26 protein-coding genes and 1 pseudogene are annotated in these 24404 nt (G+C 63.2%); 19 read left to right on the forward strand and 8 right to left on the reverse strand.

The window, feature by feature from the left end; genetic code table 11:
- The first annotated feature begins 3 nt into the window (after positions 1-3).
- From EH240_RS18435 to EH240_RS18450, 4 genes are all read left to right on the forward strand, one after another.
- The gene (locus tag EH240_RS18435; RefSeq protein WP_125000884.1) at positions 4-258 is read left to right on the forward strand and encodes a type II toxin-antitoxin system HicA family toxin; all 255 of its coding nucleotides are present in this window, start codon (positions 4-6) and stop codon (positions 256-258) included.
- Positions 228-593: a type II toxin-antitoxin system HicB family antitoxin gene (locus tag EH240_RS18440; protein WP_245436175.1), complete on the forward strand. Its 366-nt coding sequence runs from the start codon at positions 228-230 to the stop codon at positions 591-593. The genes EH240_RS18435 and EH240_RS18440 overlap by 31 nt, the downstream gene beginning before the upstream one ends.
- Before the next feature lie 73 nt (positions 594-666).
- A complete protein-coding gene (locus EH240_RS18445; RefSeq protein ID WP_125000887.1) occupies positions 667-1104 on the forward strand; it encodes a DUF1489 family protein in 438 nt (145 codons plus the stop codon).
- 120 nt (positions 1105-1224) lie between these two features.
- Positions 1225-1923 (forward strand): J domain-containing protein, encoded by a 699-nt coding sequence (locus EH240_RS18450; RefSeq protein ID WP_125000890.1) that lies wholly within the window; start codon positions 1225-1227, stop codon positions 1921-1923.
- Between the two features lie 41 nt (positions 1924-1964).
- Here EH240_RS18450 and EH240_RS18455 read toward each other — a convergent pair whose 3' ends face one another.
- Positions 1965-3392, reverse strand: a complete 1428-nt coding sequence (locus tag EH240_RS18455) for a D-alanyl-D-alanine carboxypeptidase (protein ID WP_125000893.1) — start codon at positions 3390-3392, stop codon at positions 1965-1967.
- A 287-nt stretch (positions 3393-3679) separates the two neighbouring features.
- Between EH240_RS18455 and EH240_RS18460 the strand changes: the two genes are divergently transcribed.
- From EH240_RS18460 to EH240_RS18475, 4 genes are all read left to right on the forward strand, one after another.
- On the forward strand, positions 3680-4009 hold the full coding sequence (locus tag EH240_RS18460) for a phasin family protein (protein WP_125000895.1): 330 nt from the start codon (positions 3680-3682) through the stop codon (positions 4007-4009).
- Positions 4010-4286: 277 nt separating this feature from the next.
- Entirely contained in the window at positions 4287-4613 is a 327-nt protein-coding gene (clpS, locus tag EH240_RS18465; RefSeq protein ID WP_040972327.1) for an ATP-dependent Clp protease adapter ClpS, read from the forward strand.
- A 6-nt stretch (positions 4614-4619) separates the two neighbouring features.
- Positions 4620-7085, forward strand: a complete 2466-nt coding sequence (gene clpA, locus EH240_RS18470) for an ATP-dependent Clp protease ATP-binding subunit ClpA (RefSeq protein ID WP_125000898.1) — start codon at positions 4620-4622, stop codon at positions 7083-7085.
- A 166-nt stretch (positions 7086-7251) separates the two neighbouring features.
- Complete coding sequence (locus tag EH240_RS18475) at positions 7252-7932, forward strand: chloramphenicol phosphotransferase CPT family protein (RefSeq protein WP_245436177.1); 681 nt, start codon at positions 7252-7254, stop codon at positions 7930-7932.
- Positions 7933-7990: 58 nt separating this feature from the next.
- Here EH240_RS18475 and EH240_RS18480 read toward each other — a convergent pair whose 3' ends face one another.
- The 6 genes from EH240_RS18480 to EH240_RS18505 all read right to left on the reverse strand — a co-directional run bounded on the left by EH240_RS18480 (position 7991) and on the right by EH240_RS18505 (position 14113).
- Complete coding sequence (locus EH240_RS18480; RefSeq protein WP_245436179.1) at positions 7991-9085, reverse strand: phosphatase PAP2 family protein; 1095 nt, start codon at positions 9083-9085, stop codon at positions 7991-7993.
- A 320-nt stretch (positions 9086-9405) separates the two neighbouring features.
- Positions 9406-9831, reverse strand: a complete 426-nt coding sequence (locus EH240_RS18485) for an HIT family protein (RefSeq protein WP_125000904.1) — start codon at positions 9829-9831, stop codon at positions 9406-9408.
- 65 nt (positions 9832-9896) lie between these two features.
- The gene (locus EH240_RS18490; protein ID WP_125000907.1) at positions 9897-11561 is read right to left on the reverse strand and encodes a sulfatase-like hydrolase/transferase; all 1665 of its coding nucleotides are present in this window, start codon (positions 11559-11561) and stop codon (positions 9897-9899) included.
- A 92-nt stretch (positions 11562-11653) separates the two neighbouring features.
- A complete protein-coding gene (locus EH240_RS18495; protein ID WP_125000910.1) occupies positions 11654-12868 on the reverse strand; it encodes a GNAT family N-acetyltransferase in 1215 nt (404 codons plus the stop codon).
- A gap of 40 nt (positions 12869-12908) precedes the next feature.
- Positions 12909-13637, reverse strand: a complete 729-nt coding sequence (locus EH240_RS18500) for a glycerophosphodiester phosphodiesterase (protein ID WP_125000913.1) — start codon at positions 13635-13637, stop codon at positions 12909-12911.
- 11 nt (positions 13638-13648) lie between these two features.
- Entirely contained in the window at positions 13649-14113 is a 465-nt protein-coding gene (locus EH240_RS18505; RefSeq protein ID WP_125000916.1) for a RidA family protein, read from the reverse strand.
- 138 nt (positions 14114-14251) lie between these two features.
- Here EH240_RS18505 and EH240_RS18510 point away from each other — a divergent pair, with 138 nt between their 5' ends.
- The 6 genes from EH240_RS18510 (at position 14252) to tsf (ending at position 19408) form a co-directional block, all read left to right on the forward strand.
- Complete coding sequence (locus EH240_RS18510; protein ID WP_125000918.1) at positions 14252-15082, forward strand: cell envelope integrity EipB family protein; 831 nt, start codon at positions 14252-14254, stop codon at positions 15080-15082.
- Positions 15083-15178: 96 nt separating this feature from the next.
- Positions 15179-16474 carry a hypothetical protein gene (locus EH240_RS18515; protein WP_125000921.1) on the forward strand — a complete coding sequence of 432 codons (1296 nt, stop codon included), beginning with the start codon at positions 15179-15181 and terminating at the stop codon, positions 16472-16474.
- A 63-nt stretch (positions 16475-16537) separates the two neighbouring features.
- Positions 16538-16816, forward strand: coding sequence for a DUF4031 domain-containing protein (locus EH240_RS18520; RefSeq protein ID WP_125000924.1), 279 nt, complete (start codon positions 16538-16540; stop codon positions 16814-16816).
- The gene (locus EH240_RS18525) at positions 16813-17412 is read left to right on the forward strand and encodes a LysE family translocator (RefSeq protein WP_125000927.1); all 600 of its coding nucleotides are present in this window, start codon (positions 16813-16815) and stop codon (positions 17410-17412) included. The genes EH240_RS18520 and EH240_RS18525 overlap by 4 nt, the downstream gene beginning before the upstream one ends.
- 176 nt (positions 17413-17588) lie before the next feature.
- Positions 17589-18368, forward strand: a complete 780-nt coding sequence (rpsB, locus tag EH240_RS18530; protein WP_125000930.1) for a 30S ribosomal protein S2 — start codon at positions 17589-17591, stop codon at positions 18366-18368.
- Between the two features lie 119 nt (positions 18369-18487).
- A complete protein-coding gene (gene tsf / locus EH240_RS18535; protein WP_125000933.1) occupies positions 18488-19408 on the forward strand; it encodes a translation elongation factor Ts in 921 nt (306 codons plus the stop codon).
- Positions 19409-19436: 28 nt separating this feature from the next.
- Here the strand turns inward: tsf and EH240_RS18540 are convergent, their stop codons facing one another.
- Positions 19437-20363, reverse strand: coding sequence for a LysR family transcriptional regulator (locus EH240_RS18540; RefSeq protein ID WP_125000936.1), 927 nt, complete (start codon positions 20361-20363; stop codon positions 19437-19439).
- A 115-nt stretch (positions 20364-20478) separates the two neighbouring features.
- Between EH240_RS18540 and EH240_RS18545 the strand changes: the two genes are divergently transcribed.
- The 5 genes and pseudogenes from EH240_RS18545 to EH240_RS18565 all read left to right on the forward strand — a co-directional run.
- Positions 20479-21006 carry a nuclear transport factor 2 family protein gene (locus tag EH240_RS18545; RefSeq protein ID WP_125000939.1) on the forward strand — a complete coding sequence of 176 codons (528 nt, stop codon included), beginning with the start codon at positions 20479-20481 and terminating at the stop codon, positions 21004-21006.
- Between the two features lie 23 nt (positions 21007-21029).
- A complete protein-coding gene (locus EH240_RS18550) occupies positions 21030-22139 on the forward strand; it encodes an aldo/keto reductase (RefSeq protein WP_125000942.1) in 1110 nt (369 codons plus the stop codon).
- Positions 22140-22285: 146 nt separating this feature from the next.
- Entirely contained in the window at positions 22286-23008 is a 723-nt protein-coding gene (gene pyrH / locus EH240_RS18555) for a UMP kinase (protein WP_125000944.1), read from the forward strand.
- A gap of 89 nt (positions 23009-23097) precedes the next feature.
- Positions 23098-23652: a ribosome recycling factor gene (gene frr, locus EH240_RS18560; protein WP_125000947.1), complete on the forward strand. Its 555-nt coding sequence runs from the start codon at positions 23098-23100 to the stop codon at positions 23650-23652.
- Between the two features lie 20 nt (positions 23653-23672).
- A pseudogene (locus EH240_RS18565) lies at positions 23673-24404 on the forward strand (isoprenyl transferase); the annotation flags it as partial.

Below are 24404 nucleotides of genomic sequence, written 5' to 3' on the forward strand. Positions count from 1 at the left end.
GCGATGAAGCGAAAGCATCAGGCAACGCTCGCGCAGATTTTCTCGCGGCCGGTAAGCGGCACAATTCGATGGTCGGATATCGAGGCATTATTCGTGGCCTTGGGTGCCGAAGTCAGTGAACGCGAAGGATCGCGCGTCGGCGTGTTTCTGTTCGGTGAGGTCCGGGTTTTCCATCGGCCCCATCCGACGCCGGACACCGACAAGGGCGCTGTTGCCAGCATCAGGAAGTGGCTGAAGAGCCATGGAGTGAGACCATGAAGAACATCATTGAGATCGACGGCCACAAGGCATCGGTGTCTTTCGACCCGGAGCTTGGATTGCTGAGGGGCGAATTCCTGGGACTGGCCGGGGGCGCGGATTTTTACGCCGCGAATGTCGAACAACTCTACGCTGAGGGCGCAACGTCGTTGAAAGTTTTCCTCGACATGTGCCGCGAGAAGGGCATCAAGCCTTTTCGAGAATTTTCCGGCCGCTTCAACGTTCGACTTGCCCCGGCCACTCACGAAGCTGCCGTCATCGCCGCCGCAGCCGAGAACAAGAGCCTCAACGAGTGGGTTGCGGAAGCAATCGAAACAGCCGCTCTGGCCTCATGATCGGGCTGGCACCGGCCTGTGCATAACGTCGCCCGGCGTTGAACCTCCGTCCTGCGGTCGCTAGATTGCGGGCATGTCTCTCAATCTCATCAAGCTCTGCGTCGGCTGCGACAGCGTCGAGGATCTGGAAGAGTGGATCGCCTTCCGTCTTGATGAGCGGCGCCGCGCTAGCGAGCCGGCCGAGCACTGGCACACAACCCGCATGGTGCCGACGCGCGGCGAGGAGATCACCGATGGCGGCTCGCTCTACTGGGTGATCAAGGGCAACGTGCAGTGCCGGCAGCTGATTACCGAGATCCGGCCTTTCGTCGACGACGAAGGCATCGGCCGCTGCCATCTGGTGCTCGATCCCGAAGTGGTGCGCACCGACTGGCAGCCACGCCGGGCGTTCCAGGGCTGGCGCTATCTCAAATCTTCCGACGCTCCGCCCGATCTCGGCAAGGGCAGGGCCGCATTGGCCGAGATGCCGCCGAAACTGCGAATGGAGCTTGCCGAACTCGGCCTGCTGTAAAGCATCACTGCGGGCATCACTTCGCGCTGGCCCTTCGGCTCGTCCGATGTGGGACTTGCAAGCATCAAGCCTACACCCCATCCTCATTTACAGGCGCAATCATCTGGACGATGCAAACCGATGGGCGTGATCATCGCATTGGCGGCTTTGCTTCTGTTGCTTTTCGGCGTCGCAACGGTCTTTGTACGCGCCGACCCCGCCAGGATGGCGGACAATCTCAGAACACTTGGGCCCGCGCTGTTGGGCCTGATCGGCGCGGCGATGCTCGTGGCCGCTCGCAGCAGCCTCGGCGGCCTGCTCGTGATTGTGGCGGCCGGCTGGTATGCGTGGATGCGAGCGAGGCGGCCGCCGCCGAGGCCTGCCGCGGCCAAACGTTCGACCGTGCGCACCGCGGCTCTCGAAATGGACCTTGACCACGACAGCGGCAAGCTCGAGGGCCTGGTTCTCGCCGGCCACTATGAGGGTAAAATGCTGGGCGCGATGGGGATCGAAGACCTGCAGCAACTCTACGTCGAGCTGCGGCCGGACCCGGAGAGCCGCCAACTGCTAGAGACGTATCTTGACGGCCGTTTTCCCGTCTGGCGCAAGGACGCGCAACCGGACAGTGGCGAAAGGCTGGGTGTTGCGCCAGGTGCGGGCGCCATGACTAAGGAGGAGGCCTACAAGATCCTTGGTCTTGAAGCGGGGGCTGCCGCGGCGGATATCCGCAAGGCGCACCGCCGCCTGATGCAGCGCCTGAACGCTGATGTCGGCGGCACGTCTGTCCTGGCGGCGCGGATCAATGAAGCCAAGGACGTCTTGCTCTCCAATCACGACTAGTCTCCTTCGACGCGGAACTTCCCGGGAGGTTCAAACGCCGCCTATTGCTGGACAGCGTAGCACTCGATTTTCTTACGCTTCAGGGCATCGCAGGCCTTCCAGGCTGCGTCCTTCGATCCGAAGCCGCCGAAGCGGGCGCGGTAGTAGGTGACGCCGCCCTTGTCGAACGCGACAGTGAAGCCCGACGCATCGGCCAGCACCTTCGGCGCCTGCTTGCTCGTCTTGTCGAGAAGGGCTTGTGCCCCCGATTGCGTCGGCGAGGACGCGATCTGCACCACCCATCCGGACGGCACTGAAGACGTCTTGACCGGATCGACGGCCGCCGGCGCCGGCTCGGCGTAGGCGGCAACGGTCTGTGATGCGGTTTCGGTCTGCGTTGTGGTTTCCTGCGGCGCGGGTGCCGGAGCCATGGCGGCCACAGCCACCGTCTTCACCTTCCTGACCTGGATCACCGGCTTGGTTTCCTCGGCGACCGGCGCATTGTCATCGGCCGAGGCGACTTCCGTGTCGTCGACGGCCGGCTTTTCGTCCGGGGTCGGCGCGTCATGCTTCGGCAGAAGGACCTTTGCCAAAGCCTTGATCGGGTTGTCGCCGCCCGCCTTGGCGATCAGATTGCCGCCGCCGCGGGTCGAGGCGCGCGGCAGGTAAGCGTTGATCAGCGAGGCCATCTGGTTGTCGCGGCTGCGGCCGGAAGCACCGCCCATCACCACGGCGACAAGACGGCGGTCGCCATCGGCGACGGAGGAAACCAGATTGTAGCCGGAAGCGCGCGTGTAGCCGGTCTTGATCCCGTCGACGCCCTTGACGCGGCCGAGCAGTCGATTGTGGCCGTTGATGCGCTGGCGGCCATAGAGGAACGAGCGCTGCGAGAAATAGCCGTAATATTGCGGGAAGTGCTCTCGGAGCGCGATGCCCAGCATGGCCATGTCGTGCGCCGTGGTGAACTGGCCCGGATCGGGCAGGCCGTTGGCATTGCGGAAGACGGTGCCGTTCATGCCGAGCTGGCGCGCCTTGGCCGTCATTATGCGGGCAAAATTATCTTCGCTGCCGCCCAGCATCTCGCCCAGCGCGGTCGCCGAATCGTTGGCCGACTTCGTCACCATCGACAGGATCGCTGTCTCGACCGGCACCGAGCCGCCGGCGCGCACGCCGAGCTTGGTCGGCGGCTCGGACGCGGCGTGGGCCGAGAACGGCACCGGCGTGTTCCTGCTGATCCTGCCTTTCGCCAAGGCCTCGAAGGTGAGGTAGAGCGTCATCATCTTGGTCAGCGAGGCGGGATAGCGCCGGCCGTTGGCGTCGGCCGAATAGAGCACCTTGCCGGTCTTGGCGTCGACGACAATGGCCGCCGACTTTGCGGCAAGAGCCGATGCGACATCGGCGGCGACAATCGTCACCGCGAGCGCGGCGACCATGATCGCCTTGAAGGAGAATGAAGATTTGGAGACGAAGCCCGACAACGCCTGACGCACCGCTACTTACCCTGAATTTTCGTTGCCCCGGAGGCGGCAGAGGGAGTGCCTGCCTCGCTTCCGGCCAAGCTATCGCGGCCAGCGTTACCAATCCGTTTATGGTAACCGCCGCGTTCACCATTTTCCGGCGATTTGAGCCTCTGTTTATTCGAATTTTAGCCGTTGCTGCCTCGCGCGCGCCCTGCGGCTCAAGGGAATCTTGACTTTTGTGCAATGCACAATATATTGAAGTGCATTGCACAAGGGCGCCCGGGGCTAATGGGCGTTTCAACCAAGGGAAGAATGAAATGACCCAGACCTATGAGGATTTCTCGAAATACGGCAAGGAGTTTGCCGACACCGGGCTGAAGAGCTTTGCCTCGCTCACCAAGGGTGCGCAGGCGATCGCCACCGAAGCCGGCGAATACACCAAGAAGAGCTTCGAGGCCGGCAGCGCCGCCGTCGAGAAGCTGTTCTCGGCCAAGTCGATCGAGAAGGCCATCGAGATCCAGACCGACTACGCCAAGCAGAGCTATGAGAGCTTCGTGGCCGAAGCCAGCAAGATCGGCAATCTCTACGCCGAACTCGCCAAGGAAGCCTACAAGCCGTTCGAATCGGTCGTCGCCAAGGCGAAGTAATTTCGTCGGTTCACATCCGACACGACCTGCGGGCCTGCAGAAAGGACCCGGTCGCGGAAACGCGGCCGGGTTTTTTCATGCGCGATCGCAACCACCCGAGCCTTGCCGCATTCACGATTGAGAAATTCGCTGAAGTTTGCCCACCTAGCCATATTGTCAGCTAAACAGAAGGGCTTAAAATCGGTCATCGAAGACCTACATGTTGAACTCGCATGAGGATTCGAAAAGGCAGGACTACGTGACGATCGGTTTGACTGCCACGACAGGCGTGGTGCGAATGCAAAGTGACGGCGACCGCAACGATCCCGGTCGCGGCACCGCGGTCATCACGCGCACCAAAACCAAGACCAAGAAGCCCAGTCTCTACAGGGTCCTCATCCTCAACGACGACTACACTCCGATGGAGTTCGTGGTTCACGTCCTGGAGCGTTTTTTCCAGAAGGACCGCGAGGCCGCCACACGCATCATGCTGCATGTTCATAATCATGGAGTGGGCGAGTGCGGGGTCTACACATTCGAGGTGGCCGAGACCAAGGTGTCTCAGGTCATGGATTTCGCCCGACAGAATCAGCATCCGCTGCAATGCGTGATGGAGAAGAAGTGAGGTAACATGCCGGCTTTCTCCCAAGGCCTGGAAAAGGCGCTACATCAGGCGCTGACATTCGCCAACGAGCGGCATCACGAATATGCAACGCTCGAACATTTGCTGCTCGCGCTCATCGACGATACCGAGGCGGCCGCCGTCATGCGCGCTTGCAATGTCGATCTCGACGAGCTCAAGCACACCGTTCTCACCTATATCGACACCGAGCTCGACAACCTCGTCACCGGTTACGACGAGGATTCCAAGCCGACCGCCGGGTTCCAGCGCGTCATCCAGCGCGCCGTCATCCATGTGCAATCGTCCGGTCGCGAGGAAGTGTCCGGCGCCAACGTGCTCGTCGCCATCTTTGCCGAGCGTGAAAGCCACGCCGCCTATTTCCTGCAGGAGCAGCAGATGACCCGCTACGATGCGGTCAACTACATCTCGCACGGCATCGCCAAGCGCCCCGGCGCTTCGGAGTCGCGCACGCCGCGCGGCGCCGAGGACGAGCAGGGCGGCCAGAATGGGGCCGAGCCGCAGGAGGACGGCGGCAAGAAGAAGCCGCAGGACGCGCTGACGGCTTACTGCATCAACCTCAACAACAAGGCCAAGGCCGGCAAGATCGATCCGCTGATCGGCCGCGAGAGCGAGATCAACCGCACCATCCAGGTGCTGTGCCGCCGCTCCAAGAACAACCCGCTCTATGTCGGCGACCCCGGCGTCGGCAAGACGGCGATCGCCGAGGGCCTTGCCAAGCGCATCGTCGAAGGCGATGTGCCGGAGGTGCTGCAGGACGCCACCATCTTCGCGCTCGACATGGGCACGCTGCTGGCCGGCACGCGCTATCGCGGCGACTTCGAGGAGCGGCTGAAGCAGGTCGTCAAGGAGCTCGAGGACTATCCCGGCGCGGTGCTGTTCATCGACGAGATCCACACCGTGATCGGCGCTGGGGCCACCTCCGGTGGCGCCATGGATGCGTCGAACCTGTTGAAGCCGGCGCTGTCGTCCGGCGCGATCCGCTGCATCGGCTCGACCACCTACAAGGAGTTCCGCCAGTTCTTCGAGAAGGACCGCGCGCTGGTGCGGCGTTTCCAGAAGATCGACGTCAATGAGCCGACCATCGAGGACGCCATCGCGATCATGAAGGGCCTGAAGCCCTATTTCGAGGAGTTCCACAAGGTCCGCTACACGAGCGAGGCGATCAAGGCCTCGGTCGAGCTCTCGGCGCGCTACATCAACGACCGCAAGCTGCCGGACAAGGCGATCGACGTGATCGACGAGACCGGCGCCTCGCAGATGCTGGTGCCGGAGGCCAAGCGCAAGAAGACGATCGGCATCAAGGAGATCGAAGCGACGATCGCCACCATGGCGCGCATTCCGCCGAAGACGGTTTCGGCCGACGACGAGAAGGTGCTTCAGGGTCTCGATATCGAGCTGAAGCGCGTCGTCTACGGTCAGGACACCGCCATCACCGCGCTGACGTCGGCGATCAAGCTGGCGCGGGCCGGTCTGCGCGAGCCGGAGAAGCCGATCGGCTCCTACCTGTTCTCAGGACCAACCGGCGTCGGCAAGACGGAAGTGGCCAAGCAGCTCGCGGCCTCGCTCGGTGTGGAGCTGCTGCGCTTCGACATGTCGGAATACATGGAACGCCACACCGTCTCGCGGCTGATCGGCGCGCCTCCCGGCTATGTCGGCTTCGACCAGGGCGGCCTGCTTACCGACGGGGTCGACCAGCATCCGCACTGCGTGCTCCTGCTCGACGAGGTCGAGAAGGCGCATCCCGACCTGTTCAACATCCTGTTGCAGGTGATGGACCACGGCAAGCTGACCGACCACAACGGCAAGCAGATCGATTTCCGCAATGTCATCCTGATCATGACCACCAATGCGGGTGCTTCCGATGCGCAGCGTGCGGCGATCGGCTTCGGCTCGACCAAGCGCGAGGGCGACGACGTCGAGGCTATCAACCGGCTGTTCACCCCGGAGTTCCGCAACCGTCTTGATGCGATCATCCCGTTCAGCTCGCTGCCGGTGCCGGTCATCCACCAGGTTGTGCAGAAGTTCGTCATGCAGCTGGAAGCGCAGCTTTCCGAGCGTGGCGTCACCTTCGACCTGTCGCCGGAAGCGATCGCCTGGCTGGCCGACAAGGGTTACGACGAGCGCATGGGCGCGCGTCCGCTCGGCCGCGTCATCCAGGAGCACATCAAGAAGCCGCTGGCCGACGAGGTGCTGTTCGGTAAGCTGAAGAAGGGCGGCACGGTGCGCGTCACTGTCGAGAAGAAGGAGACCGGCGAAACCGGCCTGAAGCTCGAGTCGCTCGCCGACGAAGCCCCGGTGAAGCCGAAGAAGGAAGAGCCGGAGGACTCGCCGAAGCCAAGGAAGGCAGCGGCGAAGAAGCCCGCCGCCAAGAAGGCGGTGGCGCGGAAGCCGGAATCGAAGGGCAAGGACGGCGGCAAGCGAAGCCTGGTCCCGCAACTGCCCCGCAAGGGCTGATCGGCCTAAAGCGCGTCGCGTCGAAATGGATTCAGGCGACGCGCTTTAGGTGTTTGTTTTGATGCATGTCGTTCTCCCAAAACGGCTGCACACTTTTTGGGCGACATGCATTGAAGTCAAAAAAAGCCCCGGCCCCGGGGCTTTTTTCGTTGGGAGGAACCCGAACGTGGCGGCTGGGCAAATCATCATTCTGAACGGCGCGCCGCGCTCCGGAAAGTCGAGCATTGCCGCCGCGATCCAAGACATGTTCGATGGCGTTTGGATCAATTTCGGCGTCGATGCCTGCGCGCAAATCACGCCGCCGCGACTGCGTCCGGGCATTGGCCTGCGCCCCGGCGGCGAACGACCCGATCTCGAGGCCCTTGTGCCGCGCATCTACGCCGCGCTTTATGACTCCATCGCGGCACACAGCCGGCTGGCGCTGAATGTCGTCACCGATGTCGGTCACCACGATGCCTATTCGAGGCCGCTCGACATCCTTTCCGATTGCGCCCGGCGTCTGGCCGGGCTGCCGGTCCTGTTCGTCGGCGTCCGCTGTCCGATCGAGGTGATCCTGCAAAGGCGTTCCGCTAGTGGAGCGGACGGAGCTTATGTGAGCGGCTCCGTTGGCGATCCGGTGCCGCTGCCCGTTCGCCGTTGGCAGGAAGAGGTGCACAGGCCAGGCATTTACGATCTGGAGGTCGATACGTCGCGGCAAAATCCGGCCGAGTGCGCCGGGGCGATCCGGCACCGGCTCGAGGCCGGACCAGAACCGCTGGCCTTCCGGAAGCTGGCGCAAATGCGAGCAAGGGACAAGGACGGCAACCAGCGCAGCCCGATGCCGCGACTGCCGGGCTGGAAGACCTGAAGATCAAAAAGCCCCCAAAGACGGAACTTTTCATTTCATGCCTTGCTGGTTGCAGACGTCAGGCAACGCCGCCCGGCGCGAAGCGTGTCTGAAGATATCCGCATGCCTTCCAGATCATTGTCGATATGAGCGCACCCGCGTAGCCGTCGATGGCATAGTGCCAGCCAAGCACGACCGAGCCGACCATTATCATACCGGCGAATGCCCACATCAGGATGCCGGCCAGCCGGGAGCGGCGCGTTGCGTAAAGAGAGAAAAGCACCGCCATCGCCACGTGCATGGATGGGAAAGCGGATATTCCGATACTGCCATTGGTCGCGCCGGTATAGCCGCTCCATAGCATGTCCTGCGTGCTGAGCGCCCAGATCGGATAGATGCGATCGGCGGCGGCGAGCGCTTGCATGAGGGGACGAAAGTCACCGCCGAGCCCCAGTCGCTCGTAAAAGCACGGCCCTGCCGACGACAGCCCCATCGCCAGGAAGAAGCCGCCAAGCGTCCATATCAGCATGAAGCTCATCAGGAACTGATGACGCAGCTTCGTATCGTTGCGTGTGGTGCAGGCTGTGAAAACCGTGGCGATGAGCACGATGAACCAGAAATTGTACGCGATATTGAGCATCCTCAATGCAAATGGCGACTGGACGACAAACCATAGCCATTCGTCCGGTGCTCGGCCGAAATGCAGGATCCGATCGGCGTGAGCCAGCGCCTTGTCCCATGCAAATGGGGAGAGGATTGCGATGGCTCCTTTCAGCACACCGACGGCGGATATGAAGGCGATGCTCGCGGCCAGGCCATTCAGGCTGTTGGCAGTGCGTTCGGCGTCGCCGAAAAAGCTGCCCAGAGATTTCAGGAAGGTACCGAGCGGTTCGGTATCCCGCTTGACCAGCGCAAGGTGGAGAAAGATTCCAAGCGCAAAGACGCAGCCGCAGATCCAGAAAGCGATGAAAAGGTACTGAGCGTATTCCTCCAGCACGCTGAAATCCGGCATGTTTCCGGTATGCATGCCGATCAGTGTTGCCAGAAGCAGGGCACCGACGGCCATGGCGTGCAGCAGCCGGTGCCGCCGAAAGGCGTCCGCCAGGTCAATCAGAAAAGCACGTCCGACAGCCGTCCTCGCAAGGGGGGTCGACGTCGCAACCGAATTTTCCATGGTTTGAGACCCAATAGCTCGCCACTGCCTCAGCGTTTTACAGCGAGATGGTTCGATATTTCCTAAAGCGCGTCGCGATCTTTCAGATTCGCTCCATGCGCTTTAGGTTTTTGATTTTGCGCATGCCTTTATCCCGAAACCGGTTCCCACTTTCGGGAGACATGCTTTAACCAGACGATTCGAGTGCAAACGTTCACATCCGGCGCTGCACGCGACCGGCTAGACCCGAAAAAACGCACGGAGGTTCCCGCGGCAAACCGAATCGGGTTCGTCGGTCCGGGGCTATCGATAGGCCTTCAATGTCGGCGGAAGTGCGAGCTTCAATTTCTCAGTGCCGCGCGGATCTTGCCGGCGTTCTCGGCCAGCACCTCCGGCTTCTCCATCTGCCCGGAATGCGGCTTCAGCGGCACGCCGTCGAAGCGCGGGATGACATGGACATGGAGGTGGTAGACAGTCTGCCCGGAGGCCGATTCGTTGAATTGCATCAGGGTGACGCCGTCGGCGTTGAACGCCTTCTTCACTGCCGCGGCCAGTTTCTGCGCGGCGGCAAACAGCGGACCGAGCGTTGCCGGGTCGGCGTCGAGGATGTTGCGCGACGGCGCCTTCGGCACCACCAGCGTGTGGCCGATCCCTTGCGGCATCACATCCATGAAAGCGATGACGGCATCATCCTCATAGACGCGGTGCGAGGGAATCTCACCGCGCAGGATTTTCGCGAAAATATTGCCGGGATCGTAATCGGCCATGGCGCGCTCCTGATCATGATGTCCCGCCTCGTGTAGCGAAGCCGCGATGGCGCGGCAAGGCAAAGTCAGCTCAGATCGACCATGCCCGCTTCGACCAGCGCCCGGTGGAAGCGCCGCTTTCGCGTCGAGGCGGGGTCGAAATAGATGGCCGGATTGTCCCGCAACAATGCAGCGCGCGTGGCAAAGACCGGATCGAGGGGCATGCCCGCGGCCTGCAGCGCGAGCGTGGACAAATAGGCCACGTCGAGCGCCAGCGGCGCCGCAAGGTCCGGCGGCAGCGCGCAATTCATCGCCTCGATCGCATAGAAGCTTTCGTAAAGCGCCGGGTCCGAAGGCGGCCTGCCGCTCATGGCGGCGGTGAACGAGGGCTGATGGTCGCCAAAACGCACGATGATCGCGGGATGGCCGTCCAGGATCGCGTCCAGCTTGGCGCGGAATGCGTCGTAGGCGCCGACTGTTTCCGCGAGCCGGACCACGTATTCGCCATACTCCGCGCTGCCGACGGCGGCGTCCGCTTCGCGGCGAAGCCCGGCATGATGGTCTTCGGGAAAGACGCGGCGGCGATGATCGCCATGGTTCATCAGCGTCGAGATCGACAGGAAGCAGGGTTCGCCACCCGCCGCCTGTTTCTGGAACAGGCCAAGCGCATGGTCATAAAGCTGCTCGTCATGATGCTCGCGTCGCCAGCGCTCGCCATCGAATGGCAGCGGCAAGGTTTCGGCGTAAGCGACATCGTCGAGCCCGATGGATCTATAGAAACTGCCGCGATTGAGGAAAGATGGTCCGTCGCAGCTCAGATAGGAAAGGCTGTAGCCGATAGCCGACAGGTAAGGCGGAAGCGAATGACGGATGCGCCCGTCAAGGAGATGGAAGACGTAGCGACTGTCGGTGCCGAACGACCGCGTCGACAACCCTGTCAGGATGGAGAATTCGCTCTGCAGCGAGCTGCCGCCGAAGACCTCGACATTGAGCGTGCCGGAGAGGCCGCCGGGCGGGGAGAAGAAGCGCTGGAACGCCTCGCCGATCGGCAGGCCGAAGCGCCGCGGGTCGAAGGTCGATTCATGCAGGATCATGATGATGTGCGGCAACGGCTCGCCCGACGGCTGCTTCGCCGGTACCGGCGGCAGCAACGGCAACGGCTCGGCGTCGATGTCGACAAAGGCAGGCCGCCGCGACGGTCCGGCGCCGAACAGGGAAGCGACGAAGGCCGAAAGGTGGGCACGGTCCTGTGTCAGCAACTGGAACCTGAAACGCGATGTGCCGCCGCTCGAGCGGAAAGTGATCAGGTAAAAGCAGGCGGCAGCGCCGAATACCGCAAGGCGGATCGGCAGCGGCCTCGCGGGCTCGTCCAGCATCATGTCGATGGTGACGGTCAGCGCTGCGATGACAGCCATGCCGAAAAGAGCGGGGACGATTACCCGGGCATGGTCGGCAAGCACGCCGCGAAAGCTGCTTGGGGCGAGGTGGTAGAGATCGCCCGCCAGCAGGTTGAAGCCGAGCTGACGGTACTTGAGCTTGGAGACGGCTCCTATCGTCGCCGCCAGCGCGAGCGTCGTCCACAGCGCCCTGGTCCTCCCCGGCAGCAAGAGATGTGTAAGGCCGAAGAAGAGAATGACCGTCGCGAAGCCAAGATGCCATGTCGCCGGCCTGCGCTCGAACCACGCGACCAGCGGCAGGACGATCAAGAGACCTACTACGCCGAGCCATTGCCCGGCGTCCAAGGATGCCAAACCCCACATGCTTCCCCCGGGCGCCGAGGCAACCCATATCCCAGGTTGTGTCTAGCGGATTTCGCTCGCTCGGTAAACTCGGGAAGAGGGGCCTATTCCTCAAGATCCTTGCGGAACGGCGTGTGCTCTTCGAGATATTCGCCCATCCGCTCGACCTCGCGCCGCTCGCGTCGCAGATAGTCGGCAACGGCGTTGCGCAGGCCGGGATGGGCAATGTAGTGCGCCGAATGCATGGTCACCGGCTGATAGCCGCGCGCCAGCTTGTGCTCGCCTTGCGCGCCAGCCTCCACCACCTTCAGCTTGCGGTCGATCGCAAAGTCGATCGCCTGATGGTAGCAAACCTCGAAATGCAGGAAGGGGTAGTCCTCGATGCAGCCCCAGTTGCGGCCGTAGAGCGCGTCGGAGCCGATGAAGTTGATGGCGCCGGCGATGTAGCGGCCGTTGCGCTTGGCCATCACCAGAAGGATATCGTCGGCCATGCGCTCGCCGATCAGCGAGAAGAACTGGCGGTTGAGATAGGGCCGGCCCCATTTCCGGCTGCCGGTATCCATGTAGAAGCCGAAGAAATCGTCCCAGGCGCGTTCGGTGATGTCCTTGCCGGTCAGCCAGTCGATGCTTATGCCCTCGACCAGCGCCTCGCGCCGCTCCTTCTTCATCGCCTTGCGCTTGCGCGAGGCAAGCGTAGCGAGGAAGTCGTCATAGTTCGAAAAGCCTTCGTTGAAGAAATGGAACTGCTGGTCGGTTCGGTGCAGAAAGCCGGCCGCCTCCAGCGTCGCGACGTCAGGCTCCGCCGCGAAAGTGACATGCGCGGAGGAGACGCCAAGCCTGTCTGTCACCATCTTGAGGCCGGCGGCGAGGCCAGCCTTCACCGCGCTCGCGTCCTCGGCCTTGCCGACCAGCAGGCGAGGGCCGGTGACCGGCGTGAATGGCACGGAACATTGCAGCTTCGGATAATAGCGCCCGCCGGCCCGCTCGAAGGCGTCGGACCAGCCGTGATCGAAAACGTACTCGCCCTGGCTGTGCGACTTGAGATAGCAGGGCACGGCGCCCAGCAGCCTGCCTTGCGCATTCTCGAGCCTGAGGTGGTGGCCCTGCCAACCGGTGCGCCGGATGGCGCAGCCGGAGTCCTCCAGCGCGCTCAGAAAGGCGAATGAAACCAGCGGGTTGTAGCCGTTTTCCTTGTCGTCGCGCGTGGTCCCGGCGAAGCCGTTCCACTCCTCCTGGGTGAAGGCGCCGATCCCGGCGGCGACACGGATCGCATACTCCGTGTCAGCCGCTTGCCTCTCGCAGTCGTCCCCTTGATCCATGGACCTTATTTAAGTTGCGTGCCGGCGCGTGCAAGCCTGCTCACACTACCTTCACGAGATTGGGTTCGAAACCCTCGAAGGTCATCTGGTCGGCATATTTGAAGGTGAGGTCGACCGCCGGCTGGTCATGCACGGTCCAGGTGATGACCGGCATCCTGAGCTTCTCGCGCACGAAGCTGACGAACGGGTTCGGTAGGTCCCCGGCGGCATAGGAGGTGAAGGCGAGGTTGTGCGCCAGCATGGCAAAATGCGCCTCGATCAGCTGGTTGTCCTTGCCATAAGCGGTCAGCCCGCCGGGAATGCCCGGCGCATCCTTGGCGAAATCGCGGATCAGCCAGTGGTCGAACGACATGATCGCCACATAGCCCTTGTAGCGCTTGAGCAGCCTGCCGACGCTCGCCACCAGCCCGTTGTCGTGGCCGGCAACGCCTTTCAGCTCGACCACCAGCGGCACCCGGCCGTCCACTAGGTCGAGCGCTTCCTGCAGTGTCGGCACGTGGTCCTTGGTGCCGCCCACCTTGAGCGTCGTCAGCTCGGCCGCGGTGCGCTGCCAGACGAAGCCGTCCTCGCCGGTCAGCCGTTTCAGATCGCCGTCATGGATGATGACCGGCACGCCGTCGGACGAGAGATGCACGTCGCATTCGATCGCGTAGCCACGCTCGGCCGCTGCGGCCAAGGCCGATAGCGTGTTCTCCCAGCGCGTCTTGTTCATGTCGTGGAAGCCGCGATGCGCGACCGGGCGGGCAATCAGCCAGGAAAGGTCGGTCATGTCAGGCTCGTTCACTCGACTTCGAAGATCGCTTCGATTTCCACTGCGGCGTTAAGCGGCAGCGAGGCGGTGCCGACGGCGGAGCGGGCATGCTTGCCGCGCTCGCCTAGAGCTGCGACCAGGAAGTCGGAGGCGCCGTTGGCGACCAGATGCTGCTCTACGAAATTCGGCGCCGAGGCGACGAAGACCGTGATCTTGACCAGCCGGCGGATCTTCTCGAGATCGCCGAGCGCCGCCTTGGCCTGCGCCAGGATGTTGATGGCGCAGAATTTCGCCCCTTCCTTGCCGGCAGCGGTGTCGATGTCGCTGCCGAGCAGCCCACTTGCCTGCAGCTTGCCGTCCTTCAGCGGCAGTTGACCGGCGGTGAACAGCGTGTTGCCGGTCCGGCAGTAGGGCACATAGTTGGCAGCGGGCGCGGCGGCGGCCGGAATGGTGACGCCGAGATCGCTTAGCCGCTTTTCGATTGTTTCGCTCATTGGTTTTCCCTATTGCTGGAAGGCGCCGCGCTGGCCGGGCCGAAATTGCTATTTTTGCCTCGCTTCCGCCACGACTTTTTTTAAGCTGGACCATCTTTCCCTGCGGCCTGCCATCGGTCGCGACGATCGGAGCACTTCATGCGCGTGACGCGCCTTTTCCTTTCCGCCGCCTTGCTTTCGATGACCATCCCCATGGCTCCGGCGTTTGCCGTGCCCGCGCTGCAAGCGCACCGCGCCGTCTACGACCTTACCCTCAACAAAGCGTCCGACCGCTCGGGCATCACCGGCATTTCCGGCCGCATGGTGTATGAGTTCAACGGCTCTGCCTGCGAGGGCTACACGGTGAAGTTCCGCTTCGTCACCCAGATCGTCACCAGCGAAACCACCAGGCTGACAGACCAGCAGACGACGACGTTCGAGGACGCCGAGGGCAAGACCTTCTCCTTCGTGACGAAATCCTTCGTCGACCAGAACCTCGACAAGGAGGTCAAGGGCATGGCGACCAGGGGGGCGAAAGGCCTCAAGGTCGATATCGACAAGCCCGAGAAGAACACGCTGGAACTCGCCGCCACGCAATTCCCGACCCAGCATCTGGTCGAGTTGATCGGCAAGGCCGAAAAGGGCGAGAACTTCTATCAGACCAATCTGTTCGACGGCTCCGAGGACGCCAATAAGGTGATGACGACCACCGTCGTCGTCGGCAAGAAGGCCGACGCGGAGAAGTCCGACCCGGAGGCGCCGGCGCTCGCCAAGCTCGCCACCGACAAGTACTGGCCGGTCGACATCGCTTATTTCGACGATACCGGCAAAGGCGGCGAGGAAGTGCCGGAGTACCGGATCAGCTTCAAGCTGCATGAGAACGGCATCACGCGCGATCTCGTCATGGACTATGGCGACTTCTCGATGACCGGCAAATTGGTGAACCTGTCGCTGTTCGATCAGGCCAAGCCTTGCCCGGCCTCGAAATAGCAGCGGGTTAACCACAAAGCGGCGTGCCGCGGCGGCCTGACTTGAAGGCGCCGCAATCCTGTCCCAGCTTTCCTGAAGGCATTTCGGGGGAGAGGCTTGGGCAGGATCGACGTGTTCGTGGCGCCGCGACCCAATCCGGCGCTGATCAATGTAATGACGATCGTCAACCGCATCGTCATGCTGCATGGCGTTCCCGGGCTCCGTGATTTGTTGCCGTTCAACAGGCTCGCCGGCCTGCGCGGCGTCGCCAATGTCCGCCACATCGACTTTCCCGCCGCCGACCAACAACGGCTGCAGGCCTGCTGCGGCGAGGGGCAAGCGACGTTCATCACGCCCAACCATCCGGAATTCTTCACCGACTGGATGATCGACAAGGAGATCGTCTCGCGCGTCAGCCCGCTTGCCGCGTCCTGGGCCACGCATGGCGTGGTCAACGGGCTTGGCCGGCTGATGCAGAAATTCTGGCTGGCCAACAATCTGATCGCGCAGATCCCGGGCAACAGCGAAGCCGCCAAGGCGCATTCGGTCGACTGGGCGCTGAAAGGCTATGGGGTGTTGCTTCACCCGGAAGGCAGCGTCGGCTGGCACGGCAATTATGTCGCGCCGCTGCTTCCCGGCGCGGTGGAGATGGGGCTCGCGGCGCTGCCGCGCGGCCGCGAGACGAACACGGATTTCAAGGTCTGGGTCGCCCCGGTGGTGTGGAAGCTCGCTTTCACCGGTAATGTCGAGCGGGCGCTTGCCAGGGAATGCGCCTATGTCGAGAAAAGTCTGAAAATCGAAGGCGCCGCAAACGGCCCGCTGCCGGAGCGCGTCTATCGCCTCTATTCAACCCTGTTGTCCCGCGACGAACAGGCCTGCGGCGTGACGGCGCAGGAGAGCGTTCCCTATGCTGTCCGCCAGCAACGAGTGCTGACCGAGCTTGGCAAGCGACTCGCGGAAGACGTTGCGGCCGATGCCGGCCTCGACCTGGCCGAACTGCTGCGGCGTTCACGCCGCTGGCTGCGCGACGGAAAGGCCGGTGCTGATGCGCAGAAAGGCGTGCGAAAACTGACCGAAACGATCCAGCGCATTCAGCGCGTCGGCTCATGGGCCTTCGTCAATGCGACCATCACCCAGGAAGAGATCGCCGAGCATCTGAAGCGTCTCCGCAACGATTATTGCAAGGGCTCATTGCGCGACACGATCAACCGCTTCGTCCCGCAGCCTGCCGGGCCGCGCTGCGCCCATATCCGCGTGCCGGAGCCGTTGGGATTGCACGCTTATGACGGCTCGGTCGACGAGGCGCTCGCCTTGTTGCGCTCACGCATGCAGGACGCCGTGACGAAGATCGTGACCGAGGTCGATGCCGCTGGCGGCTTCATTTCCTATCCGAATCCCTTCTATCATCGCTGACTTCACTCCGGCCCGGGCGACTGTGAACGGGCCGGTGACGTCGGTTGGAGTGCTGCAAACCCGATGGCTGTCTATGTCGATGCGGCGATCTGGAAATGGGCCGGCCATCGCTGGTGCCATCTGCTCGCCGACGACACCGACGAGTTGCACCGCTTTGCCGCCAAGCTCGGCCTAAAACGCTCATCCTACCAGGGACCGCCGAAGACTTCTGCGCCGCATTACGATATCACCGGCTTCGAGCGCGACCGTGCGGTACGGCTAGGCGCAATCGAATGCAGCCGCGAAGAGATCGTCGCGATTTTCAGGCGCGTCCGGGTGCCAAACGGGAAGATACAACCATGACGTTGACGGCATTTCTGGCTTATTGTGCCGCGATCATGATCGCTGCGGCCACGCCCGGCCCTGCGATGTTTGCTGTCATCACCAACGGGATCTCGCGTGGCTTCGTTCGCGCCTTCATGGCCGGTGTCGGCGTCGCCGCCGGCGACGCGGTGCTGGTCACCTTGGCGCTGCTCGGCCTTGTGGCGTTGGCACAGACCTTCGAATGGGTTTTTCTCGCCCTGAAATATGCGGGTGCCGCCTATCTGGTCTTTCTCGGCATCAGGATGTGGCGGTCGGCCGCCGCGCAACCCGATGGCCTGCAAGCGCAGCCGAGGCTGTCCCGATCGTTTTTGCTCGGCGCGTCCATCGCGCTGGGCAACCCCAAGGCAATTCTGTTCCACGCTTCCATAATGCCGCTGATCCTCGACCTGGATACGATGACCTTCGGCGACGGGCTGCTCGTGGTGATCAGCGTCAATATCGCCACCATGGGTGTCTATGCCGCACTTTCCGGGCGGGCCTCGGGCTGGTTCAGGACAACGAAGCGCATGCGCCTGATAAACAGGTTCGCAGGCGGCGCCATGATCGGCACTGATGCGCTGATCGCCGCACGCTGAGTCGAGCGACGCGACGCCGCTTGCGTTTGTCGCGCTTCCCCTCTATATGCGCGCTCATTCCACACACGGACTTTGGTGTCTGCCCGGGAGAAATCCGGCTGAAACCTCCGGTGGCATCGAGGACATAAGTCCGAAAATGCCTGTGTCCGTGGAGGCCAACCGGAAAGGAACTAAGAATGGCTCTGCCTGATTTCAGCATGCGCCAGCTTTTGGAAGCTGGTGTTCACTTCGGCCACCAGACCCACCGCTGGAACCCGAAGATGGCGCCTTACATCTATGGCGCCCGCAACAACATCCACATCATCGACCTGTCGCAGACGGTGCCGCTGCTGCACCAGGCCCTGAAGCAGGTTTCCGACACCGTCGCCAAGGGCGGCCGCGTGCTGTTCGTCGGCACCAAGCGCCAGGCTTCGGACATCGTCGCCGACGCCGCGCAGCGTTCGGCCCAGTACTATGTCAACTCGCGTTGGCTGGGCGGCATGCTGACGAACTGGAAGACGATCTCGAACTCGATCCAGCGGCTGCGCAAGCTCGACGAGACGCTCGGCGGCGAGGCCCAGGGCCTCACCAAGAAGGAGCGCCTCAACCTCGATCGCGAGCGCGAGAAGCTCAACAAGGCGCTGGGCGGCATCAAGGACATGGGCTCGACGCCGGACCTGATGTTCGTCATCGACACCAACAAGGAAGCGATCGCCATCCTCGAGGCCAAGCGCCTCGGCATCCCGGTCGTCGCCATCATCGATTCGAACTGCGATCCGGACAAGATCGACTTCCCGATCCCGGGCAATGACGACGCGGCGCGCGCCATCCAGCTCTACTGCGATCTGATCGCCAAGGCTGCCATCGACGGTATCGCCCGTCAGCAGGGCGCGCTCGGCATGGACATCGGCGCGTCGGCCGAGGCCCCCGTCGAGCCGGCGCTCGACACCCCGGCGGCCGAGGCTCCGGAAGCTTGAAAAGCGAAGGCCGGTTCCGGCCTTCATCTTTCCAATAAGTTGGCGCGCTAAAGCGCTTTTGCCGGGCGCATCATCGGGTTTCGATGGTGCGTCGGCGCATTTGAGACAAAGAGGCGACAATGAGCATTTCGGCTGCACAGGTCAAAGAACTCCGCGACTTGACCGGCGCGGGCATGATGGACTGCAAGGCTGCGTTGAACGAAACCAACGGCAACATGGAAGAGGCCGTCGACTGGCTGCGCAAGAAGGGCATCTCGAAGGCCGACAAGAAGGCCGGCCGCACCGCGGCGGAGGGCCTGATCGGCGTCGATTCCGGCGTTCGTGAAGCCGCCATCGTCGAGGTCAATTCCGAGACCGACTTCGTCGCGCGCAATGCCGCCTTCCAGGAAATCGTCGCCAACGTCGCCAAGGTCGCGCTCGCCTATGGCACGACCGAAGCTGTTGCCGCGGCCAAGTATCCGGGCTCCGACAAGTCGATCACCGATACCATCAAGGACGCGGTCGGCACCAGCGGCGAGAACATGGGCTTCCGCCGCTCGGCCAAGCTGACCGTGCCGCATGGCACGGTTGCAACCTATGTCCATAACGCCGTTGCCGACGGCCTCGGCAAGCTCGGCGTGCTCGTCGCGATCGAGACCACCGGCAACGAGCATGCCGCCCACGCCTTTGCCCGCCAGGTTGCCATGCATGTCGCCGCCACCAACCCGATGGCGCTGACCACGGAAGAACTCGATCCGGCAGCGGTCGAGCGCGAGAAGGCGATCTTCGCCGACCAGGCGCGCCAGACCGGCAAGCCGGAGGCGATCATCGAGAAGATGGTCGAGGGCCGCCTGCGCAAGTTCTACGAGGAGGTGGTGCTTTTGAAGCAGGCCTTCGTGCTCAATCCCGACATCACTGTCGAGAAGGCGCTGAAGGATGCCGAGAAGGAGATCGGCGCTCCGGCCAAGATCAGCGCCTACCTGCGCTTCGCGCTCGGCGAGGGCATCGAGAAGGAAACGACCGATTTCGCGGCGGAAGTTGCGGCCGTGGTCAAGAAATAGCCCGAAGAAAAAAGTAAGGCTAAAGAGCTCAGGCAACTCGGTCGGGTGTCCGCATGGATGCCCGGCCGATTTCTTGTGCGGTATCGATAAAGGCCCTCAGCTTCGGCGCCATCGACGCCCGGCGCGGGAAGTAAAGGAAGAGCCCCGGCTCCTCGATCGCCGTCTTCGGCAGGATCTGGACCAGACGACCGGCGGCGAGATCGGCGCGCACCAGCGGCTCGAACACATAGGCGAGCCCGACGCCGGCAAGCACAAGGTCGATCGCCGCAAGCGAATCGGTGACGACGGCCGTGCCGTGCGTCTCGACCACGATATCCTTGCCGCCCTCGTTCAGATCCCAGCGATAGAGCCCGCCGGCGCGGACAAGCCGGTAGCCGATGCAGTTGTGTTTCGCGAGGTCGGCCACGTCACGCGGACGGCCGTGCTTTCCGATATAGGCGGGCGAAGCGACGACCACGGCCTTGAAGGGCGGCGTCAACCGCACGGTGATCATGTCCTGTGCGATCATCTCGCCCAGCCTGATGCCGGCGTCGAATCCCTCGCCGACGATATCGACCAGGGCCTGGTCCGCGAAAACCTCGACCGTCACATCCGGATAGCGCTCGGCCATGGCCGCGACCACCGGCGTCACCGCCAAGGGGATCGCGATGTTGGAGGCGTTGATCCTGAGCAGGCCGGAGGGGCGGCCCTTGATGCCGCGGATGCGGTCCATCCGCTCAGTGATATCCTGAAGGGCGGGGGCCGCCGTCTCAACCAATGCCTTGCCGGCTTCGGTCAGCGAAACGCTGCGCGTGGTGCGCGCAAACAGCGGCTGGCCGATGCGCTCCTCCACCAGCCGCACGGCATGGCTGACGGCCGACGGGCTCATGCCGAGCTCGGCCGCGGCAAGCGCGAAGCCGCCGCGTCGCGCCACTGCAACGACAACAGGCAGGTGTGCGAGCAGATCCCGGTCCATTCATGAGTGATATCGCACAGTCTTTGCGAACAATGCAATCTTATCGATGCCGACGCGCTGCTCCACATTATCCGCCAACACATCGGCGGCGGGCTGATGCTTAAGGAGAAGAGACATGAATGCTTTGAGACACGTGACCTTCGCGGCAGGACTGGCGCTGGCGCCGGTCGATGCCGGCGGAGCCGAACCGGCGGGCTGGCAGGCGCTTGCCGACGAGCGCGCCGTCATCCGTATCGCGGACGCCATCGACCGCGCCGTCGATGCGCAGGACTGGAAGCTGGCGCGCAGCTATTTCGCCGACCGCGTCACCGTCGATTTCAGCAGCCTTTCCGGGCAGCCGCCGGCCACCATCGCCTCTGACGACCTGATCGGCACCTGGGCGGCCAACCTCAAGGGCAGCAAGACCAGCCTGCACCTGCGCACCAACCACCAGACCGACATCGATGGCGACACGGCGACCGTCCATTCCAATGGCTATGCCTGGAACCGGATGGAGGGCAATGGCGACCCGCTCTGGGAAGTGTGGGGCACCTACGAGCACCACCTGATCCGCTCCGGCGCGGGCTGGAAGGTCGACGGCTTCACCTTCCGCGTGACGCATGAGCGCGGCAATCCCTGGGTGAAGTCGACCCCCGGCCAATAAGCTGAACACGATCGGAACACATCATGAGCATGACATATTACACGCTCGGCAACAGCGGCCTGCGCGTCAGCCGGCTGGCGCTGGGCACCATGACCTTCGGCACCGAATGGGGCTGGGGCGCCGACAGGGAAACCGCCCGCGCCATGTTCGATGCTTTCGTCGGGGCAGGCGGCAATTTCTTCGACACCGCCGATCTCTATACCGGCGGCACCGCCGAGACCTGGCTTGGCGAATTCATCGCCGAGCGCGGCTTGCGCGACAAGGCGGTGATCGCCACTAAATTCACCTTCAATTCAGAACCGGGCAATCCGAATGGCGGCGGCAATGGCCGCAAGAACATCATGCGCGCCGTGGACGCTTCGCTGAAGCGGCTCGGAACCGACTATATCGACCTCTATCTCATGCATGTCTGGGACAGGCTGACGCCTGCCGAGGAGGTGCTGCGCACGCTTGACGATCTGGTGCGCGCGGGCAAGGTGCGCCATGTCGGCCTTTCCGACGTGCCGGCCTGGTATGCGGGCCGGGCGCAGGCGATCGCCGAACTGCGCGGCTATGAGCCGGTCTCGGCCCTGCAGCTCGAATATTCGCTGGCCGAACGCACGATCGAGCATGAATTCGTGCCTTTGGCCACGCGTCACGGCGCCGGCATCATGGTCTGGAGCCCGCTGGCCAGCGGGCTGCTCAGCGGCAAGTACCGCCCGACGCAGGCCGGGAACGCCGGGCGGCTCGACGGTTTTCGCAACACCACGCATCCGGGCTTCCAGAAATTCAGCGACCGCAACTGGGCAATCGTGGCTGAGCTCGAGAAGGTGGCCGCCGAAGTCGGCCGCAGCATGGCCCAGGTGGCGCTCAATTGGGTTACGACGCAGCCCGGCGTCGCCACCGTCATCCTCGGCGCGACGAAGCTCGCGCAGCTGCAGGACAACCTAGGGGCGCTCGATTTTTCGATCGCGCCCGAGCTTCGCAAGCGGCTCGATTCGGTGAGCAGCGCGCCGGCGCCGTTCCCGCATTCCTATTTTGGACCCGAGATCCAGGTCAGGGTGGCTGGCGGCACCGTGACCGGCGACAAGCCTTCCGGCTATTCGCTGCCGGTCCTGGTCGAAGGCGAGGCGGTCAGCATCAGCAGCAACTGATCGGAAAGCCTGGGATTTTGCGCAAGGGCGCGGCGTGACATCGCCGCGCCCTTCGTGTATCGGGTCGAACCATCATGCCAGCGCCGCCAGGCGAAGCGGGCAGTTTCGCCTCCTGATTTGCCGCGCCGAGATTTTCGAGGAACCAGATGACGGTGAAGCCCCTCTATCGACGTGTCTTGCTGAAAGCTTCGGGCGAAGCGCTGATGGGAGAACAACATTTCGGCATCGACGTTTCGGTCGTCGACCGCATCGCGGCCGACATAGCCGAGGCGCGCGCGCTCGGCATCGAAGTCGGCGTCGTCATCGGCGGCGGCAACATCTTCCGGGGCGTGGCCGTCGCTTCCAAGGGCGGCGACCGCGTCACCGGCGATCACATGGGAATGCTCGCCACCGTCATCAACTCGCTGGCGCTGCGCACCTCGCTGAACAAGATAGGCGTCGACGCCGTGGTGCTTTCGGCCATCGCCATGCCGGAACTCTGCGAAAGCTTCTCGCAGCGCCAGGCAACCGCCTACATGAACCAGGGCAAGGTGGTGATTTTCGCCGGCGGCACCGGCAATCCGTTCTTCACCACCGATTCGGCCGCGGCGTTGCGCGCCGCCGAGATCGGCGCCGACGCGCTGTTCAAGGGCACACAGGTCGATGGCGTCTATTCGGCCGACCCCAAGAAGGATTCGAACGCGGTGCGCTTCGAGCACATAACTCATGCCGAAGTCATCAAACGCGGGCTTACGATCATGGATACGGCCGCGATTGCGCTTGCGCGCGAAAATAACATTCCGATAATCGTCTATTCGATCCACGAAAAGGGTGGTTTCGGCGAAATTCTTAGGGGCGGCGGCCGTTGCACGATCGTCGCGGACAATTGACCGGGGCCGAGGTCGGCGAGATGATTGCCGGTTCAGGACGAGATTAGAAGACAAGCAGTGAACCCGGCGAACGGGTCGAGGAGATGATCATGAGTGGCGAGTACGACGACCTCAAGCGGCGCATGGACGGGGCGATCGCGGCCTTCAAGCACGATCTCGCTTCGCTGCGCACCGGGCGCGCTTCCAGCAACCTGCTCGACGCGGTCCAGGTCCAGGCCTATGGCACGGCGATGCCGATCAACCAGGTGGCCAACGTGTCGGTGCCGGAGCCGCGCATGATCTCGGTCTCGGTCTGGGACAAGTCGATGGTCAGCGCCGTCGACCGGGCTATCCGCGAAGCCAATCTCGGCTTCAATCCGATCGTCGACGGCACCAATCTGAGGATTCCTTTGCCCGAGCTCAACGAGCAGCGCCGCAAGGAACTGGTCAAGATCTCGCATGGCTATGCCGAGAATGCACGCGTCGCGGTGCGCCATGTGCGCCGCGACGGCATGGATTTCCTAAAAAAGGCGGAAAAGGACGGTACGATCAGCGAAGACGATCATCGCAAGCGCTCCGACCAGGTTCAGAAGCTGACCGACGAGATGATCAGCACCATCGATCACCTGCTTTCCGATAAGGAAGCTGAAATCATGCAGGTTTAGGGTCGGTTTCTCACCGGCTCGAAAGCGAGACCATGGCAACGCCCGCGCATGTCGCGATCATCATGGATGGAAACGGACGCTGGGCCAAGGCGCGCGGCATGCCGAGGCTTGCCGGCCATCGCGCCGGCGTCGAGGCCTTGCGCAAGACGGTGCGCGCCGCGCCTGAGCTCGGCATCTCCTACCTGACGGTCTACGCCTTCTCCTCGGAAAACTGGTCGCGGCCGAAATCCGAAGTCAGCGACCTGATGGGTCTCTTGAAGCTTTTCATCCGCCGCGATCTCGCAGAGCTGCACCAGAACGGCGTGCGAGTGCGGGTGATCGGCGACCGGGAAGGGCTGCAGCCCGACATCAGGGGCCTGCTGCAGGAGGCCGAATCGCTGACTGCCGGCAACGAGTCGCTGACGCTGGTCATTGCCTTCAACTATGGCGGCCGCGACGAGATCGTGCGCACCGCGCGCAAGCTTGCCGCCGCCGTGGCGCGCGGCGAAATGACAAGCGACGGCATCACGATGGAGAGCTTTGCCGCCTCGCTCGACACCGACGGCATTCCCGATCCCGACCTGGTGATTCGCACCAGCGGCGAGCTAAGGCTGTCGAACTTCCTCTTGTGGCAGGCCGCCTACAGCGAGCTTGTCTTCCTGCCTTGCTACTGGCCGGATTTCAGCCGGGAGCATCTGGCCGACGCCCTGCGCGACTTTGCCGGTCGCGAGCGGCGTTTCGGCGGACTCGCCGCCCGCGACGTCGCCTTGTAG

It is taken from the genome of Mesorhizobium tamadayense (genome assembly GCF_003863365.1).
GTDB classification, from domain to species: domain Bacteria; phylum Pseudomonadota; class Alphaproteobacteria; order Rhizobiales; family Rhizobiaceae; genus Mesorhizobium; species Mesorhizobium tamadayense.